This is a genomic window from Endozoicomonas sp. SCSIO W0465 (assembly GCF_023716865.1).
In the GTDB taxonomy this organism is placed as follows: Bacteria; Pseudomonadota; Gammaproteobacteria; order Pseudomonadales; family Endozoicomonadaceae; genus Endozoicomonas.
On sequence record NZ_CP092417.1, the window covers coordinates 5,514,614 to 5,532,928 of the forward strand.

An 18,315-nucleotide genomic window follows, 5' to 3' on the forward strand; every position below is an offset into this window, starting at 1 on the left:
AATTACTTCCTACTAACTTCATTTTCACCCTTATTGTATTTCACAAAAGTAAACGTATACCCTTCACTATCTTTAGATTTTCTTTTGGCTCTATTTTGATTACGAACTGCTCTACAGTGAAAACTGACTGTAGGTCACGAAAAACAAGGATTGGGCAACATTACCGGACAATATGCTGACAACCTTTGTAGATAAAGGGCTTCAGCAATGTTCAACCCAGTAGCAGTCTGAAATCCTACAAGAGCCAAAAATAAAAACAAAAAACTCAAGATCTGACATTAGCTGAACCAGCCGACCTTTAGCCTTAATTCCCGGAACGGAGTGCTTCCGGTTATTTTCAGTGCCTGATGGTACCTCTGTTATTTTAAGTCCTGGCTTGTAATCACGACCAGTGCCTGTGCCTCTTCCATCTCGCTTCCATTTTTCAAACTTCTTTTTAGATCTGGAATAGATGCTGCGCCTTTTATCTGTATTTGGCATAAAAAAATACTGCCTGAATAAACTATATAGAGGCAGTATAGAAGTAGATTTCAAAAAATCCCCAAGATAATTATCATAATTTCCAAGTATTTATAAAAATACCCAATATAATTATAAGAATTCCCTACTTAATTGGATGTCTGACAATTATGTGACATAGGCAATTAAGTCGGTAAATGAGCATCATCTCAACCCCTTGAAAACAAAGGAATCAAACATTTGTTTGAATGAATATAGAATAATTAAGTTGGTAAATGGAGGGTAACTCCCTCATTCAATTTAGTGCAATAAGTCGGTAAATATAAAAACCTTTTATTTTCAATAGGATACAGCGTTTATTTCCACAAAAACAAGTCCCTTGATAAGGTTTGATAAAATAGTACCAAAAAGGGAGTGAGAAGCTCCTTTCTTGAAAGGGCGTTCCAGTTCCCTATCCTGTCACTCAACGAAACACCATCACTCTTCCTTGAATACGCTCTGCCTTTGAAGCCTGTCCATACCTGAATTAACAACATACCCGAGATTCTTATACCCCTTCTCTCTACGCTGCTTCATTCTGGCCAGCATGGGAACAGCTGAATCTGTGTAGTCATAGATGACGACCTCTGTTTTTCCTTCATGCTCCCGGTGGATTCGTCCCGCATATTGAGCAAGGGTGCCTTTCCAGGAAGCCGGCAAAGCAAGAAACAGAGTGTCCAGCTTCGGAAGATCAAAACCCTCTCCCAGATATTTCCCGGTGGCCACTAATGGGACGGGAGCAGTGGAGTCAATAATACGCTGAAGAACGGCTTGTCTGGTTTTATCCCGCATCCCTCCGTGTAGAGCCTCTGCTGAAGGTATCTCAACGGATAAGGTCTGATGCAAAAGCATCGCACTTAAGGTAGACATTAAGCTCCACCCACTGCACAGAAGCCTAATCTTGTACGCCCTGAACAACCATCCCGTGCAGGGTGTTCTCGTTTCGCATTATTTCCCCAGAAGTCCAGTAGCTTTTTAATGCATGAGACCAATGACTTTCCTGCATTTATCAACGATGAAATCACATTACCAAACAGGTGAGTCCCACTTTTCATCACCTTGTGCGTCGAGATTTCCTCAATGCTCCCACTTTCACAGAGGTTCGCCTGTGCAGCATGGGCAAGGTACCTTTTCAACGTCACAACCACAAAGGACATCAGAATCAGGCTAAACACCAGTGTCGCTGATTTGGTGTTAAAACGATGCCACCCTGAATAGGATTTGATCTCTTTGAAAATCAGCTCTATCTGCCACCGTAGACGATAGGCCTGGAGCACATCACTCAAGGTGAACTCCACCCGGTTCAGGTTGGTCACAACGAAAACCCACTTCTGTTTTTTGTCATTCCAGCGGACAACCAAGCGGAATGGCCAGGCTTTGAATCCCGGCCATTCTACATCCAGGTCGAGGCACTGGTCTTTGGGGAAGCCAGACAGTACATCCTTCAGTTTTTGTCCTTTGTAGCGATTGAGATTCTTGCCATCCTCCCGTACCGCGCTGAGTATCGTCGGGTTGATACTCTGAGGTGCCTTGCAGATAAAAGAACCCTCCCTGTCATCAATAGCGGCAAAGAGTTCCAGCTCAAAATAACCGGCATCCATTAGCATCAGGATATAGGCCATGGATGTTGGCAGTGGTGGCAGACAGTCTCTTTCTGAACGGGTATCTTCAGTCAGCTGCACCCGCACCAGGTTGTTGGTGAGAAGATCCATTGTCGTATGAAGCTCGACGGCAGCAGGACTGACCGTTGAGAACCTGCCGGGAAATGCTTCTTTCAGGGCATCATAGACAGCTTGTGACGAACCGTCCTGAATCAGAATGTGCTCAAACTCTGAAAATGGACTGTCTTCATCAAACGCCATGACTTTGCGGGAAAATATTTCCAGACACTGCACCCATAGCCACAGGATAAGAGTAGGCAGCGCGTCCTTTTTAGCTTGATTTGCCCAAGAACGATAAGAGACATTCAGCCCCGTCAACTCGTTAAATTTACGGTGTAGATCCGCCTGGGTATCGCAGTTTCCATCACCAGCGAGGGCATCGATCAGTGAGAGGATAAAATCCAAAGGACGGATATCTCGCTGTCGTATAGTAAAACCAAGCTGTTCCGCCATACTTAGGAGTTCTGACCGGTCGAAACAGGTCAACAGTTTTTTTCAACTAATCTACTATTTGCAGTACTCATCTTGTTCAGCCATTGATAATGGTTTCGAAGCTTTATTGTGGCTGTTCAAGGTGGGTTCTGCCGCCGGAAACGAACCTTTTTTGAGCTTAATGTTTACCCTAAGAAGCATCGCATGCTCTTTTCTTTCCGTCAGAATGACAGGATGTCGGCCATCTTTTGCCACCATCAGCACATCACGTACAATTTGCTGATTTCGTTCTTCATTACTGGCAAGCCACTGGTAGACTGCGCTGATATGGGGCTTGTTCTCTACCCACTCAGGAAGTGGCAGCAGTCCCGTATCCCTAAAGATTACTTTTCGCAAATACTCACTTTGCTTCTCCTGTGCCTTATGACGTACAGGGCCAGCCTGCATATGGATAATGGGTTGATGTCCATCTTGTCGATGAGGTGTTGCGGTAATTCCAAGCACATAGCGGCACCTTACTTCATTCAGAAGTAATTCATATCTTGGTGCAGAAAGATGGTGACACTCATCAATAATTACATGTCCATAGTCGAATATGAGCGGGTTAACCTGGTTGTCGCCTTTACTGATCAGGCTTTGATAGGTGGCTACATCCAACAAACCGGTAGGCTTCTTCCGCCCGCCAGAAATAACGCCAACATTTTCAAGATTCAAAAACGTTTCTGCTCTCTCTTTCCATTGATCTATCAGCTGGCGGCTGTGCACCAATACCAGGGTATTCACTTTACGTTCTGCCACAAGAGCAAGAGCTGTCACCGTTTTCCCAAAAGCTGTGGGCGCATGCAGAACCCCAACATCCTGCTTCATCATTGCCTTGACCGCTTTTTGCTGCTCTTTTTTTAGCTGCCCCTGGAACTCCACACCTTTAAGCTCAGCACCCGAAATCCTTTTATCTTCTATATCCAATTTGCAACCTTGGCTTTCAAGTAAGTCAGACAGGGCTTCCAGACATCCACGGGGCAGATGCAAATACCCACCCTCCATTCGGGCACAGGTGATAATTCTGGGTATCCCCTGGGTTGAAAACCGCATCGCCTGCGTCTTGAAAAAGACCGGGTTCGGAAATGAAGCCAGTTTTTTTATCCGTGTTAATAATTTCGCAGGGAGTGCATCTGCGGAGATATAGAGCTGATTAGCCAGAACCACATTAACCGTTTCCGGACAGCCTTCAATTTTACTGGTAGCTTGTGGAAGCCCTGTTTCCCATGGTGCCAGTTCGATTTCAGGTATGGATTGATGCCGGAATTGAGCCCTGTATTTGCCCACCAACTCTGCAACCTTCTCCGGTGACACTTTTATAACCTGGCTGAGGTATTGCCACTGATCCGGGTAAGGCAAATATTCTGCATCAACAAATACACTGCCACCTTGCTGACGAGGCTGGTGCTGAAGAGGAAGCGCTATAAGATTACCAAAACCACCTTTTGGCAAAGTATCCTGATTTGGGAAAAGTCTGTCATATGAGTCGAAGCTTAACTCAGGGCAGGTTTCCATTGCCTGATCCAGCAGAAAGCTTCCCATCTGCCGCGCATCCACTGCTGGTATGGGAATCGGGTAAGGGCCGGTCTTTCTCCAGCCCTCCCCACAGCACCCGGCATGCGGGTCCGCACCGGGCGGTTCAACGATGATGGTGAAACCTGATCCATAAGTCTTTCAATGAAACAAGCCCAATTTTCGCGAGGTAACTGTTATTCAGTGCCTGTTGTACCGCATAGGTTTTACTCAGACGGTAATACCCTTTGCTGCTGGCTGCGATCTTGGCGGCGTTAATTTTATCAACGCCTAACCTGACCAGATTCTTAAAACGGGTTTTCGGCTTGCGCCATTGCTTCAGAAAGCAGCAACGGATTCGCCGACGTATCCATTGATCCAGCAGGGGAATTGGTCGGTGATATTCCGATAACCGGAAATACCCCATCCAACCCCGGATATATTGTGCCAATTTGCGTAACCGATGTTGCATTGAGACACCCCAGCGACGACTGGTCAACTTGAGTATCCGGTATTTGAATCGGTCCAGACACTTCTGGGCCCAGCGAACTTTCTTCCCTGTGAAGGTGAAACTCAGGAATTCGCTTTCTGTTGCTTTCACAACTTTACTTTTCCGGGAGTTAATCTTCAGTTTCAATTTGCGTTCAATGAATTGGGTAATGCTGTGCATCACCCGATCCCCTGCACGCTGACTTTTGACGAGAATCACAAAATCATCACAGTATCTTGCAAAGCAATGACCCCGATATTCAAGCTCCTTGTCGAGTTCGTCGAGGACCACATTAGACAGCAAGGGTGATAAAGGCCCACCCTGTGGCATGCCAACCCTGGTCGGGTAGACATTGCCCTCAATCATGACACCGGAGCGCAGGTAGCTACCAATCAGTTTCAGAAGGCGTTTGTCGCGGACCTTACGGGAGACCCTCGACATCAAAACGTCGTGATTAACCGTATCAAAGAATTTACTCAGATCAACGTCAACAGCGTAATGCAGCCCCCGGTTGATCAACTGCTTAACCTGACGGACTCCGTCGTGTGCTGACCGTCCCGGTCGGTAGCCGAAGCTGTTTGGAGAGAAACCCGGATCAAAGACAGGGGTCAGCACCTGCACAATGGCCTGCTGTATGACCCTATCCATCACGGTAGGGATTCCCAGCAAACGCTCACCGCCGTCCGGCTTTTCTATAACATGTCGGCGCACGGGTGATGGCTGGTAGGTTCCGTCCAATAAGGCTTGACGCACTGAAGGCCAATGCTGTTTGGCAAAGTCTGGATAAGCTTCAATAGTGACTCCATCAATACCCGGAGCACCCTTGTTGCTTTTGACCTGTTTCCATGCACTTGCCAGATTAGCCGGTTCAAGTACGCAATTTAGTAGATCATGGTTCAAAGCTGGTTAAAGATTCTGTCGCCAAGTACGGTGAGTCGCCGGACGGCTGCATCGCCTTGAGGGAATCAGTCTCCTCTTTGTCGTCGATGTTCGGCCCTTCGCTAACGACTTCCCATCCGTTAATGGCTTCTGTCGTACAGCTACTATGGCCTCTGCTGACTTCTGTCCAATCACCACGCGGAGTTACCTCTGCTGGCGCTATTGGTTGCCATCGGGTTTGCTCGAACAGGATGATGAGACCTGTTCGCCGAGCCTGTTGTAACCAGTGGCTGAGAACTGGGAATTACCAATCGCATGTTGAACAGATCTCCCCGGATAAGGACATGAACTTTCAGTCCACAACCGCCGCATTTACCGTGTCTCACGAACCATAGGGCTTTGTGATCCTTGGCTCACTCGCCCAGAGACTCAGCCTTATATGCGATTTCTGTACGTCGGCTCGCACCTTTGCACTCAGACTGCCTCCGCACAGCCCCTCGCGGGACTGCACTTGCCTTAAGCTAGTGGTTGTCATCAGCAGGCGTCTTTACCGCCAGTCAGATGTAGGTTCTCCCACAGGGGACTTTCACCCCATCAGTTCATGCCCATGCCGGGCGTACCAAGAAAAAAATATCCAGACATGCGCACCATTGCCAGAACGCGATACTTCCCGATGACAGGATACGTCATTAGCCTGACAGGCCTGGACAAATGCAGCTACCTCATCCCGCCAGCTTTTCTTGTCAAAGTCAGCCGCCAGAAACCAACAAGTATCATTCTGATTGAGAGGATAAATGCCGAGTGTGCGCTTCCCTGTCAAATGGCTGTGGACGGCTTGATCCGTATATTGCTCAAAATTCTGATGGGGACAGTCAGTACATTTAACCCCGGGCTTCTGGCAAATACCCGGTCGCCATTCATTGTGGCAGGCAGGAGAGTAACCAGACCTGCCTGAGTTATTGCTTTGCCAACGTACAGCAATCACATCGTCTCGTCCTTTAAAGAGAGACCGGTAGATCTGTATCTTCCCTCCTGGACTCAGTACTACTGCAGTGGGTCGTTCTTTATCTAGTTCTCGTCCAAAAACGCATCAGGCAATCATAATTAGATTGTACGTGCGTTTTGATATTTCCTGAAATTCCAGAGAGCCGCAAAAACTCTTCCCTTTTTTTCTCTAATCTGGGACGGATATTGGAGAAAAACGCGAAAAGCAGGCAGAAAACATCCTCCCACCATGCTGGAAAGGTACTTTCATGTAGCGTGGAGGTGGCTATCAGGATGGTGCCGGGTGTCTGGCCAGAATCACCAGGTTGTAACAGACCACCGATAACCAGCAATGAGAATCAAAACGCTCAGAACCCTTGCAGTGGCAACGTGATAGCCCAAAACATCTCTTTAGCCACGAAATTCCCGCTTCAATACCTGCCCGGAAGCGAAAGAGCGTTTTATACACATACTGACTTTTAGTCATCTCTTCGACTTCAAGTCCGCGCTTCTTATTAAAAGCTACATCGCTGATTCCCATGGCCTTGGCTTTTTCCAAATTAGCGCGACACGCGTATCCGCCGTCACCGCTTGTCTGGCGAGGTACACGACCATAAATTTCTTTTTGTCTTTCCATCATCGGAATGAATTGGTCCGAATCCGCTGGGTTACCTTCCTCAATAACCAGGTCCAGGATCAATCGACTTTTTCCCTGAACCAGGTTCAGTTTATGGCCATACTGTACTTGCCGCCTGTCTTTTACGATGATATCCGTATGGGGTTCATACAGGCTAACCACTTTTTCCTGGGCTGGCACCTTTTCACCCTTAAAGACCCTGCGCTCTGTCTGGGAGACTATTGCATCCACCAGGGGTAACAGGTGATCCACATCGGCCTGCCACTTGTCGGCATCATCAGCCAGGAGACACTGCCCCTGCTGACGGGCGTTTGCTAGCGTGACAGTAGCTTCGATAAGTACCTTCCGGGATTTTCGGGTCAACTGCAGCAGTTTTTTATAATGCTGATGCCGCTCTTCTTTGCCAGCGTAGATGCATTTTCTGGCCGCATCTTTTACGGCTCGGTTGTGATGGGTATATTCATAAAGCGGTGTCGCTGTCAGTGTTTGTCCCCGTTCCAGCAGCCGACAAATTTCTTTAACGGAACTGGCTAAAAGATCACTGTCGCAAGGAGGTTTGATATCCGATTCGGTGACTGTGCTGTCAATAGCCACAGTGCGCCCTTTTTCAATACCCTGATCTTTAGCGGTCATTAGCTGACAGTTATTAATCCGTTCCCATGTAGATGCAGTAAGAAGGCTGATGAGCCCATGCAAACTGGAGCGACTGGGGCGCTGGTTTGGTTCGAGGCGACAAAAGTCTCGAAAGAGCATGGAGTCCATCAAAACAAACGACAAGTAGTCATAATCACAATTCAAATACTGTTTCAGGAGTGCCGCACGAAGAACGGATTCTGCTGATAGTCCGTTCCGCCCAGTGTTCTGTTTATCACCAGAACTTAAGTCCTCATAAATCCAGTCATTGAACTGTGGATGGGCGTCAAGCCATTGCGAGATACCGGAAAGCTGGGAGCAGATTTCATGAGGTACGTAATGGAGTTCCATACTACACTGCGGGTTGCGTTTTTTGCGCATTTGGAGTCCTCTGTTTTTGGCAATCCCTTATGTTTCTTGCTCTTGGGAAGTTTAGTCGCCAGATAGCAGTAGGGCTCCACTTAATTTTTCAGGATAAAATCTACAGTTTTCAATTGGTTGTGTTTTTGGACGAGAACTATCTAAATTAGCAATAAGCCGCTGCCGCCTTGCAAGCAACACCTGCCTATCTTCTTCCAATTTATGAAGTTGTTGGTCAATAATCTGAATTTCTTTGGAAATATCGTCCAATTTAGAGCCAATAGAGTAGCCAAGTATTTTCCTGATTACCACTGATCGTACGTCATGACACAGGGAAAGATAATTTAAGAATATACGTGCAGCTTTTCATTCTTTATGTCTATAACCCGGTAAAGAAATAATAGAACCTCTCCAGTATTACCGGTGGAGCAGGCATCATGACGGCTTGTTCTCCAGATTATCAACTAAATTCGGTTTCATAACCGCTCCGAACAAGCAAAGACCCACATCATCATTCGAAATAATGATATTAATACGTCAACTGACTTTCAATTATCGGTTGATGGCTAACCCGGTTTCCACTGGACGTCTGGCAGTTTGAGAAGTCGATCCGGCATCGGTGCTGTATTGACTGCAGCCCGACCTAGCCTTGAGATCATTGAAGGCATATCAAAACGCCGGTTAAACCGATAGTTGAACTCTGATAGATAACGGCCCAGATGCTTGGGGTCGAGCTTATGGTAAGTACCGGTAATCGCTGTTTTCACGTTTCCCAGCATGGTATTTACCCAGGTGAACAACTCATTCTCCATGGATGCATGCCCACCACCGGTAATGATGGCTGTGTGCTGGCATCCGGCATCTTCAATACCCCGGAAACAGGACAAGCCATCGCTGACGGCCCGGACACCCTTTTTCAGGGCATGTTCTGCCCACTCCTGAATGGTTTTTCGCCGGAAGTTATCAACGGCATTGAACTTCATGTAGATAGGGTGGTTATCAGCATCTGTCTGAACTGCGGCCACGAAGGGGGCTTTGTTCTCTGAGCCTCTGCCCCGGCGGCCTCCGTGGCGCTCTCCGCCCCAATAGGCGTCATCAATCTGAACAAAACCACTCAACTGCCAGCTGTTATCTCTTTCCATCATGACCTGCATGAGTTTGTGTTTCATGCGCAATGCGGCATTGTAGGAAATGCCAAGTTGTCGATGAAGCGTCAGGCAAGAAATCCCCGCTTTATTCTGGGTGACGAGATAGATACCCAGAAACCAGGTAGCTAGAGGCAGCTTTGTTGAGTCAAAGATAGTGTTACTGGTAAGCGAGGTTTGGCAACGGCAGCAATTGCACTGGAATTCAGCTTTCCGGTGAAGCTTGCAGAAACTGCGGGAGCCACACTTCGGGCATTGGAAGCCATCTGGCCAGCGCCAAGAGGACAGCGCGTTCTCACACTGCTCTTCACTGCCGTAATTAGCCAGAAATTGCATAATGCCAAGGCCTTTTTGGAACTGAATGGTGTTTTTACACATCAGTTTTACCTCCAAAACACATGACTATCGACGTTTATTATAGCAGCTGGCTCACGACGTAGGGTCGGTGGTAATCAGGAGTATTTTTGGAGCAGTTTACAGCTCTTGAAGACTATCAACCAGCGAGATAAAGCCTCCCATACAGCATACGCGACACATTGGGAGGCTGATTGTTTTATAGAAACAGATTGGGACTGGGTATTATGCCGCCTACTTGGCGGTCCTACTTGGCGTTGACGGTTCACGAAACACACAAACTTCTTACATATCCACGAACCTTCTCAGCCGCCTACTTGGCGGTTCACCGACAAATAATTTCGCATGCAAAATCTTTGCCCTTCTCAGCCGCCTACTTGGCGGTTCACAAGAGAGAAAACTCTCCTGCTCCTTGATTCTAGTAGCAATTGTACCTTTATCGAGAAGGCTCTTTTCGTATTGCAGACTGCTGATTTCATAAATCAGGCTGGAATCCTCCTGTGGCAGGGCTTGGCAATATTTAGCCAGCAGTTTCCTGAAGGCATTGTATATCAAGGCCTTTGGCCAATTTTCATTGCAGAGCAGTCTGTAACCCGAAAAGAGCCATCGAGAAAATACAAATAATTTTTCTTGATGAATTGAAAAACGATAAGCTTCAGAGTATCAACAGGTTATCCCCTAACCTTTTTATCACCCGAAAAAATGGTAATATCTACAGGAATTTTGGGCACGGTTGAACCATGCTTGGAAAGACCATACACGCTGTACCAGCCACCTTGACTGGAGTCTGTTACTATTTGATTAATATGAATGGGTCTCTGATCCTTATTACTATTACTGAGGTTTGCAAAACGGGGCAGTGGTTCCATAATTGGTGTCGGACTATATTGAACTGACTCCTTGCCCAGATTGAATTTTCCCTGCCTCCTCTTGTTCTTCTTCATAATGTATCGCTTTGACCTTCTCTCAGGTCGTCGATCTCTGTTGTTCCGGGTTTTTTGGCAGTCAGTGGGTACTTCACTAATAGTACCGATAGCAACCCCATTCTCAACCATCTCCTTTACTTCTTCCGATTTTAAGAGCATCTCTAGACATTCATACTTTGTAGAAACACAATGCACAACATCACCAACAAACAAGCTTGGATGTTTAATGGCAACATAAAGAATCAACGAATGATCAGAACAAAATTCTTGAGGGTAATATTGATCAATCCGGCCAAACTTGGGGTACGAAAGCCCAACCCAGGAACGATAACGCGCATTACTAATTGGATCATTATAGGGCTCAGAATGATTATGAATAAGCCTGAAGGTATCTTGATGAAACGTTTCCAGCTCATCCAGTGATTCAGGCTGGAAAAGCTCAAAATAGTAGCTCTTTTTCATCAACCATCCCACCTCTTTAATCACTCACTCTTCTCACCAAAAACACCACCTTTAATATAGTTGGTTACAAGATAATGGCAGTGAGCTGGAATAGACTCAGGAGACTTCACTATCTCAAGCTCTTTGATCAACTGATCAAGCGCCTCTTGATAGTTATAAAGACAATTTCTCCCCTGGTAATCACGGTGATGGGTCCCCTCAGACTCAACAAAACCGGAAGGGTTGGCGTTAATCGGCGGCAAGTTTTCACCCTCAGCGTACGAGGTATCACTGGTATAAAGTGCATACAGAATATGTCGTTCATCGATCAACGGGGTATCTCTACGCCCAGTGTATTCATTAATGCCTTTCAAAAATGTTCGGCCCTGTCGGTTCTTCTGCTTTGAGTCAGTAGAATCATTACCCTTTTTCTCAATCTTCATTTCCTGGGCAGGAAAGAGATTCAGGCCGCAGCCAACCAGCATCTCAACCCTCACTTTAAACCAGCGGGCAACATTCGTTTGATGCATCCGACTCTCAATAAAATCGATACATCGTTCTATGGAATCAGGCTCATCAGTCTCAATCTCACTGAACTCTGGCAGCTCAATGCTGTCTGGTAATTTAAAATGACACTCAAAATCCTGAGTTTTAAACATCACTCTCCTGCTACGCTGAAATATCTGAGGCTCTTTTCGGGTTACAGACTGCTCTGCAATGAAAATTGGCCAAAGGCCTTGATATACAATGCCTTCAGGAAACTGCTGGCTAAATATTGCCAAGCCCTGCCACAGGAGGATTCCAGCCTGATTTATGAAATCAGCAGTCTGCAATACGAAAAGAGCCATATCTGATTATTACGACGCAACCAGCGAAAGTTCAGAATATTTTGGAAAATCGACTCTGCCTGGTACCTCAGGCCACCTTTATCCCGGTATAACTCCATGAATCGAATGACATCTTCCTTTGCCAAAATTTCCGGTGTTTTAGGATGAAACGCATTGTTTACGATGTACCCCTCAAACTCCACAACCAAGGTATCCCCTGGCTCATTGTGAACAAACTCGGCTTGGTGAACATTTGGGGTATCCATATTCTGGTCATTAGTCCCTCGGAGCGTTGCAAAATCTCCGGACGACCCCTTGACCATCCGTTTCTGGACATGGAGGGAAAACTCCTTTCCTGATAACGAGCTTTTATTGCTCATCGTTCCAAACCCGATTTCCAGGGAGCGGTTAAAACTCAACTGGTTAGGATCAGCCATACCTTCCTCTGATATTGTTACATCCTCCTTTATATAGACCCTGTCACCAGAAATTCACGGTTAACATTCGGTTTCCAGAAAAAATGGTCACTTTTACCAAGGTTTGAAGCCGATGAGCGAACATTAAACAAGCGGCCTAATCCCGTTACGGGCTCACAAAACCCATGTAATAGCTTTTGTCGTGTATTTGCCCGGTACTTCCGATCTCCAAACGGCATAAAACCAACAGCCAGCGGGACCAACCAACCTTGCCCCATCTTTTTACTTTCTTGAATCAGGCGTAGCATGGTATCCAGAGCATCTTCATCGGGCTGTCTGGATACTCTGCATAAATCAATGCGATCAGCAACCAGGAAACCGTCAACATGCCTGCAGACCAAGGGGAGTTCAGTTTTTGATAAAAGATGCAGTTCAGGAGAGCCAGACTCATAGATAATATGCCCTCCACAAAACCGTAACCGGTAAAGGCCATCAAGATGACGATGCGCATCCAGCCACTCTCTTACCACTGGCAATCCTCTGTCTCCAATATTTACACGGATAAATACTGAAGCCCTGAACCAGCAATCCCGGGCTGTGATAACACGCAAACCCTGTCTGTTTTTTATATCCCTTAATGTTTGGGCAGAATATTTATGCTGACTCTCTGACATCATGAATTGGTTGATGCTTACGGCCACAGCCTCAAAAGCCATCCCCGATCCTTTGAGGACTCTATCAACCAGATGTTTTGCCATCCCCACCACACCATACATGGAGGGAAAGCCAGCAATATAAGGCGAGGGCATCGCATTGGCCCGATTCACTCTCATATCTTTGATGCAAAGATAAACACTATGATGACTGGAGATAGTCTCTGATTGCATCTTCAACAGCCTTCTGATGATATTCCACAAAAGTTAGATCGTTTTCGTTTGCCAGAATGGTTAAGTGATCAAATAACAGCGGCTTTATATCTTCAATAATCACCTTTTGTTGTGTGGACGTTTTAGTGTCACCATCAATCAGGTAAAGCTGAGCTGAGCGTTGTTCCAGCAAGTTGCGACACCATATTGGTAACCTCTTACCCAGTCCAAAATAAAAATTCAACTTTCTGTAGTGGCTGAACAGGGCTCGCACGATTCTACGACTCTCCACCTTCACAGCCTTTTGCTGCTCAAACCGGCTCCACCGCCGTACCTGCCCGGTTTCATTATCACCGTAGCTTTGACCAATGGATAAAATCCTTGGACTCTGCCAGGTAAAATCATACAAATGCCCAGCCAAACTGAGCTGGTCAATTAACAATCGAAACTCACCCTTCTTTTCAACAGGAGTTACAGAACGGAGCACCCGTAAATAACCACCAGAATCAGAAAGCAGGCTGCCATAGGTGTGAATATCGTTCCCTGTTCCAGTGTGTATCGCCGCTACAAGCCACCAATCATAATCAGCCAATCTTAGATTGATCTCATTCTGCAAGCCGGTATTAACAACAGGAGAAAGGAGCAGCTCAGGTTCTCCATCACTGGTATAGGCAAACACCTGTGGGTCTGTCGCTACTTCTGGTATAACTTCCTCCGGCAGCTCATTTACAGCCTCTAATAACGCTTCAATGCATTGGGCTTTTTCATCATACTGATCCGAAGATTTGCAGCTACGCTCAACGCTTTCTTCTAAAAAACCAAGATATGAATGGGAAAGAATGCTACCTCGCTGCAATTCCTCCACCATGGATGTCCGAACCCCCTGATAATAAAACTCTGCCAATATCGCCTTGGCTGCTTTTGTATTTGCTGCATTCTGTGCATATCCATGGCGCTTGTTTAGTATGACACTGCCAGAATGAACATAAGGATCTGTTTCATCGTAAGGTAATTCGAAAGGCTCTTATTGGATTACAGACTGTTCCCAGATTGAACCTGGCTGAAGCACTTATCATTAAAGGCTCTCAGAGCTTTGCTCGGCAATTTGCCCTCAAGCCTTACATTGCGTGGTCCACATCCAATTTTCACTGCAGAGCAGTTCGGAAATCAAATAGAGCCATTCGAAAAATACATTGGCGCGTAAAAAGCTCAAGGTAAACTTGGCATTATGGGTGTGATATCCCCTGAGCGAGTCCTTATACCTTCTGATCAACCGGAAGTTCTTCTCCCGAAGATTCTTAATGGCCTCTTCCCTGTCCAGTGGAGCTTCTACCAAGTCGCGTCGAACAGAGAAATTAACCAACAGGCAAATAGCTTCTTCTTCACTACCCTCAATCTCATAACCCGCCCGATATGCGCTGACAAACCGATAGAGAACATCATCAGGGGAATCACTTTCCTCACTTTCACAGATCAGTTCTTCAAGTTTGATTGGTTCTTTTAGCATGTTTCCGCCAAGTGTTACAGAAGCATCAGCAAGGTAGTACAGACCAGCTATTTAGCAATTTTCAATTAGCCCGTATCTTCTTGTACGGCACTATCACCAACCGTTCTTCAAACGGAATGGTAAGTAGGGTAAAAATTGAAAACGGATATTTCTCAGCCACTGCGTCAGAACTAACGGGAAATGCTCCTCAAAAGCAAACTATGGACTACTTATTAGGTTCTGTCAGATCTTTCTGGAAAAGTAACGTCATCATCGAGCTGATCGAAGCGGCCAGATCCGGCACCGCCGATTATGATGCGCTGTGCCAGCGTATGGATAAGGCCATCAGTAAAGTCATTCTCAGCCAGACCATGACCACGGATGATGGCAGCAGTCGCAGCTAGGCGGAAGTTCATCAAGAGGTTCAGGAAGCAGTTATCAAGAGCGATGCGGATCTTATTTGTGAGAGCTTCAACCAGCAGGTGGTGGCTTGGCTCACCGAATGGAATTTCCCCAACGCTACACCGCCCAGGGTATGGCGGAAGACAGAGCCCGAAGAAGACCTGATGGCCAGGGCAGAACGGGATAACAAGATCAGTACTCTCGGTTTTGAGCCCACCGAGGAATATATTCTGGAAACCTATGGGGAAGGCTGGAAGAAGAAAGCAGCCAGTCCGCTGCCGCCCATGGGGGCAGGAGCGCCAGAGCTACCCCCGGAGTTTTCTGAAATATCCAGCCTTACCCAAAAGCGAGCCAACCATCGGGCAGATATGCAGTCACTGGTGGATGCCGCTGAATATTTAGGCACCAAGTACCAGGCGATGTATGGAAAGCGGGTGGAGCAGCTGCTGAACTATTTGGAGGAAACCGATGATGTGGCTACCTTTAGGCAGAAACTGGTGGAGATGATGGAGGAACCGCCTACGGATGAGGCGGTGGAGACAGTAAGGAATGCTTCGTTTTTTGGGCGGTTGATGGGGATGGTTAAAAGTGGCGTGTAGGCCCTCTCCTGCCAAAATGCCAATCTTTGCCAATATCTGCTAATATTCAGCCATAATATGATAAAGGAGACAATTATGGCCACACTCAATATTTCATTACCCGACCAGCTTAGAGACTGGGTTGCCCAGCAGGTTAAACAAGGTGAATACTCAAGCGCCAGCGACTATCTGAGGGACTTGATCCGCAACGACAAACGCCAGCAAGAGCAATCGGCCAAATGGTTAAAAGGGCACCTGGAGCCCATGTTGAATACACCGGAAGACGAGTTTCAATCACTCAGTGCTGACGACGTTAAGACAAGAGCCAGAAAGAGACTGAACAATTCCGGAGGTGATGAGTGAGTGAACTCTACCGTTTTCACCCGGTAGCCATTGCTCAGCAGGAAGAAATCTGGCTCTATACCTACGAATATTGGGGAGAAAAACAGGCCGATCTTTACATTGATGGACTGCACCAATATTTAACCAGCGTCGCCAGAAACCACGCTTTACTGAAAGTGCTACCGGAGAGCATCATCAATGGAGTCAGTTTTTTGCGTTACAAGAAGCACTATGTATTTGTAAAATCCTCCGATGGTGCGCAATCGGAAGTTTTATACGTCCTGTCTATTTTGCACAGCAGTATGGACATACCAGCGCGTTTGAATGGGTTGCTTGATGAGTTATAGAATATAGAAAGCAGCTTGCGGGAGAGGAATGCTGCTTTCTCGGGTGGTTGATGGGGCGGTGATGTTGGGAGGAAGTTCAAGATTCAAGTCAAGACACCGTTTTGCCGTTTTGTTTATTTTGTAAACACCAAAGACATGTTTTGTTGATTTGCATCAATGATTTTAATTATACCTTGATATAACTTGATTCGATTTGTAACTGGGTTTAATTAAAGTGAAAAAGTTAGCTGCATTAATCGTAATTTCTATTTTTTCAAGTATTGCTTTTGCAAAAGATGTTGTCGTAAAAGGCTACTCTTAAGGTAGACATTAAGCTCCACCCACTGCACAGAAGCCTAATCTTGTACGCCCTGAACAACCATCCCGTGCAGGGTGTTCTCGTTTCGCATTATTTCCCCAGAAGTCCAGTAGCTTTTTAATGCATGAGACCAATGACTTTCCTGCATTCATCAACGATGAAATCACATTACCAAACAGGTGAGTCCCACTTTTCATCACCTTGTGCGTCGAGATTTCCTCAATGCTCCCACTTTCACAGAGGTTCGCCTGTGCAGCATGGGCAAGGTACCTTTTCAACGTCACAACCACAAAGGACATCAGAATCAGGCTAAACACCAGTGTCGCTGATTTGGTGTTAAAACGATGCCACCCTGAATAGGATTTGATCTCTTTGAAAATCAGCTCTATCTGCCACCGTAGACGATAGGCCTGGAGCACATCACTCAAGGTGAACTCCACCCGGTTCAGGTTGGTCACAACGAAAACCCACTTCTGTTTTTTGTCATTCCAGCGGACAACCAAGCGGAATGGCCAGGCTTTGAATCCCGGCCATTCTACATCCAGGTCGAGGCACTGGTCTTTGGGGAAGCCAGACAGTACATCCTTCAGTTTTTGTCCTTTGTAGCGATTGAGATTCTTGCCATCCTCCCGTACCGCGCTGAGTATCGTCGGGTTGATACTCTGAGGTGCCTTGCAGATAAAAGAACCCTCCCTGTCATCAATAGCGGCAAAGAGTTCCAGCTCAAAATAACCGGCATCCATTAGCATCAGGATATAGGCCATGGATGTTGGCAGTGGTGGCAGACAGTCTCTTTCTGAACGGGTATCTTCAGTCAGCTGCACCCGCACCAGGTTGTTGGTGAGAAGATCCATTGTCGTATGAAGCTCGACGGCAGCAGGACTGACCGTTGAGAACCTGCCGGGAAATGCTTCTTTCAGGGCATCATAGACAGCTTGTGACGAACCGTCCTGAATCAGAATGTGCTCAAACTCTGAAAATGGACTGTCTTCATCAAACGCCATGACTTTGCGGGAAAATATTTCCAGACACTGCACCCATAGCCACAGGATAAGAGTAGGCAGCGCGTCCTTTTTAGCTTGATTTGCCCAAGAACGATAAGAGACATTCAGCCCCGTCAACTCGTTAAATTTACGGTGTAGATCCGCCTGGGTATCGCAGTTTCCATCACCAGCGAGGGCATCGATCAGTGAGAGGATAAAATCCAAAGGACGGATATCTCGCTGTCGTATAGTAAAACCAAGCTGTTCCGCCATACTTAGGAGTTCTGACCGGTCGAAACAGGTCAACAGTTTTTTTCAACTAATCTACTATTTGCAGTACTCATCTTGTTCAGCCATTGATAATGGTTTCGAAGCTTTATTGTGGCTGTTCAAGGTGGGTTCTGCCGCCGGAAACGAACCTTTTTTGAGCTTAATGTCTACCCTAAGATAAAGCAATACTCACCACTATCTATTTTTTGCTTAACATAAGCAACATCAACCTGCTCAGGAAAGCTGTTATTAATAACATTAACCCAAATCAGCTTGTCTGAATCACGCCACAAAACACGATAGACAGCTGCCGAACCTTCGCCAGCTTCTTTATCATTAATTTTAAATTCAATCAAATGATTCTCAAAAATATCTACAAAGTCATTCATCTCAAGATACCAAATACTTCTTCAGAGACAAAACATCAGTCTGTGTGCCAATTGAAATTTTATTCATATCAACATCAATTTTTCTGACAGCGATCATTCGGTAAAAAATCGTTAATGCAA

Annotated in this window: 20 protein-coding genes and 1 pseudogene; 4 read left to right on the plus strand and 17 right to left on the minus strand. The window is 46.3% G+C overall.

Features of this window, described 5'->3' with window-relative positions:
- Window positions 1–201: 201 nt before the first annotated feature.
- From MJO57_RS24580 to MJO57_RS24645, 15 genes are all read right to left on the minus strand, one after another.
- Entirely contained in the window at window positions 202–534 is a 333-nt protein-coding gene (locus tag MJO57_RS24580) for a hypothetical protein (RefSeq protein ID WP_252019487.1), read from the minus strand.
- 402 nt (window positions 535–936) lie between these two features.
- Entirely contained in the window at window positions 937–1,368 is a 432-nt protein-coding gene (locus MJO57_RS24585) for a DEAD/DEAH box helicase (protein WP_252019489.1), read from the minus strand.
- Window positions 1,368–2,645, minus strand: coding sequence for an IS4 family transposase (locus MJO57_RS24590; RefSeq protein WP_256491593.1), 1,278 nt, complete (start codon window positions 2,643–2,645; stop codon window positions 1,368–1,370). Before MJO57_RS24590 ends, MJO57_RS24585 begins: the two co-directional genes overlap by 1 nt.
- Window positions 2,646–2,666: 21 nt before the next feature.
- Window positions 2,667–4,187, minus strand: coding sequence for a DEAD/DEAH box helicase family protein (locus MJO57_RS24595; protein ID WP_252019491.1), 1,521 nt, complete (start codon window positions 4,185–4,187; stop codon window positions 2,667–2,669).
- Between the two features lie 82 nt (window positions 4,188–4,269).
- Window positions 4,270–5,532, minus strand: a complete 1,263-nt coding sequence (gene ltrA, locus MJO57_RS24600; RefSeq protein WP_252017357.1) for a group II intron reverse transcriptase/maturase — start codon at window positions 5,530–5,532, stop codon at window positions 4,270–4,272.
- A 565-nt stretch (window positions 5,533–6,097) separates the two neighbouring features.
- Window positions 6,098–6,553, minus strand: a complete 456-nt coding sequence (locus tag MJO57_RS33465; protein WP_371924911.1) for a hypothetical protein — start codon at window positions 6,551–6,553, stop codon at window positions 6,098–6,100.
- 231 nt (window positions 6,554–6,784) lie between these two features.
- Window positions 6,785–8,146 carry an ISNCY family transposase gene (locus tag MJO57_RS24605; protein WP_252017318.1) on the minus strand — a complete coding sequence of 454 codons (1,362 nt, stop codon included), beginning with the start codon at window positions 8,144–8,146 and terminating at the stop codon, window positions 6,785–6,787.
- 51 nt (window positions 8,147–8,197) lie between these two features.
- Window positions 8,198–8,437, minus strand: coding sequence for a hypothetical protein (locus MJO57_RS24610; protein WP_252019494.1), 240 nt, complete (start codon window positions 8,435–8,437; stop codon window positions 8,198–8,200).
- 254 nt (window positions 8,438–8,691) lie between these two features.
- Window positions 8,692–9,648 (minus strand): IS1595 family transposase, encoded by a 957-nt coding sequence (locus MJO57_RS24615; RefSeq protein WP_252017306.1) that lies wholly within the window; start codon window positions 9,646–9,648, stop codon window positions 8,692–8,694.
- A gap of 647 nt (window positions 9,649–10,295) precedes the next feature.
- Complete coding sequence (gene cas6f / locus MJO57_RS24620; RefSeq protein WP_252019497.1) at window positions 10,296–11,036, minus strand: type I-F CRISPR-associated endoribonuclease Cas6/Csy4; 741 nt, start codon at window positions 11,034–11,036, stop codon at window positions 10,296–10,298.
- Window positions 11,033–11,650, minus strand: coding sequence for a type I-F CRISPR-associated protein Cas7f/Csy3 (locus MJO57_RS24625; protein ID WP_252019500.1), 618 nt, complete (start codon window positions 11,648–11,650; stop codon window positions 11,033–11,035). Before MJO57_RS24625 ends, cas6f begins: the two co-directional genes overlap by 4 nt.
- Window positions 11,651–11,802: 152 nt before the next feature.
- Window positions 11,803–12,255, minus strand: coding sequence for a type I-F CRISPR-associated protein Cas7f/Csy3 (locus MJO57_RS24630; protein WP_252019502.1), 453 nt, complete (start codon window positions 12,253–12,255; stop codon window positions 11,803–11,805).
- 29 nt (window positions 12,256–12,284) lie between these two features.
- Entirely contained in the window at window positions 12,285–13,121 is an 837-nt protein-coding gene (locus MJO57_RS24635; RefSeq protein ID WP_252019505.1) for a type I-F CRISPR-associated protein Csy2, read from the minus strand.
- Window positions 13,090–14,004 (minus strand): hypothetical protein, encoded by a 915-nt coding sequence (locus tag MJO57_RS24640; RefSeq protein WP_252019508.1) that lies wholly within the window; start codon window positions 14,002–14,004, stop codon window positions 13,090–13,092. Before MJO57_RS24640 ends, MJO57_RS24635 begins: the two co-directional genes overlap by 32 nt.
- A gap of 207 nt (window positions 14,005–14,211) precedes the next feature.
- On the minus strand, window positions 14,212–14,607 hold the full coding sequence (locus MJO57_RS24645) for a hypothetical protein (protein WP_252019511.1): 396 nt from the start codon (window positions 14,605–14,607) through the stop codon (window positions 14,212–14,214).
- A gap of 11 nt (window positions 14,608–14,618) precedes the next feature.
- Between MJO57_RS24645 and MJO57_RS24650 the strand changes: the two genes are divergently transcribed.
- The 4 genes and pseudogenes from MJO57_RS24650 to MJO57_RS24665 all read left to right on the plus strand — a co-directional run bounded on the left by MJO57_RS24650 (window position 14,619) and on the right by MJO57_RS24665 (window position 16,255).
- Complete coding sequence (locus MJO57_RS24650) at window positions 14,619–14,990, plus strand: DUF935 domain-containing protein (RefSeq protein ID WP_252019513.1); 372 nt, start codon at window positions 14,619–14,621, stop codon at window positions 14,988–14,990.
- 12 nt (window positions 14,991–15,002) lie between these two features.
- A pseudogene (locus MJO57_RS24655) lies at window positions 15,003–15,587 on the plus strand (DUF935 family protein); the annotation flags it as partial.
- Between the two features lie 75 nt (window positions 15,588–15,662).
- A complete protein-coding gene (locus MJO57_RS24660) occupies window positions 15,663–15,929 on the plus strand; it encodes a type II toxin-antitoxin system ParD family antitoxin (protein WP_252019516.1) in 267 nt (88 codons plus the stop codon).
- Window positions 15,926–16,255 carry a type II toxin-antitoxin system RelE/ParE family toxin gene (locus MJO57_RS24665; protein ID WP_252019519.1) on the plus strand — a complete coding sequence of 110 codons (330 nt, stop codon included), beginning with the start codon at window positions 15,926–15,928 and terminating at the stop codon, window positions 16,253–16,255. Before MJO57_RS24660 ends, MJO57_RS24665 begins: the two co-directional genes overlap by 4 nt.
- A 309-nt stretch (window positions 16,256–16,564) precedes the next feature.
- Here the strand turns inward: MJO57_RS24665 and MJO57_RS24670 are convergent, their stop codons facing one another.
- The gene (locus tag MJO57_RS24670) at window positions 16,565–17,842 is read right to left on the minus strand and encodes an IS4 family transposase (RefSeq protein WP_256491761.1); all 1,278 of its coding nucleotides are present in this window, start codon (window positions 17,840–17,842) and stop codon (window positions 16,565–16,567) included.
- Window positions 17,843–17,973: 131 nt separating this feature from the next.
- On the minus strand, window positions 17,974–18,195 hold the full coding sequence (locus tag MJO57_RS24675; protein ID WP_252019522.1) for a hypothetical protein: 222 nt from the start codon (window positions 18,193–18,195) through the stop codon (window positions 17,974–17,976).
- Window positions 18,196–18,315: the final 120 nt, after the last annotated feature.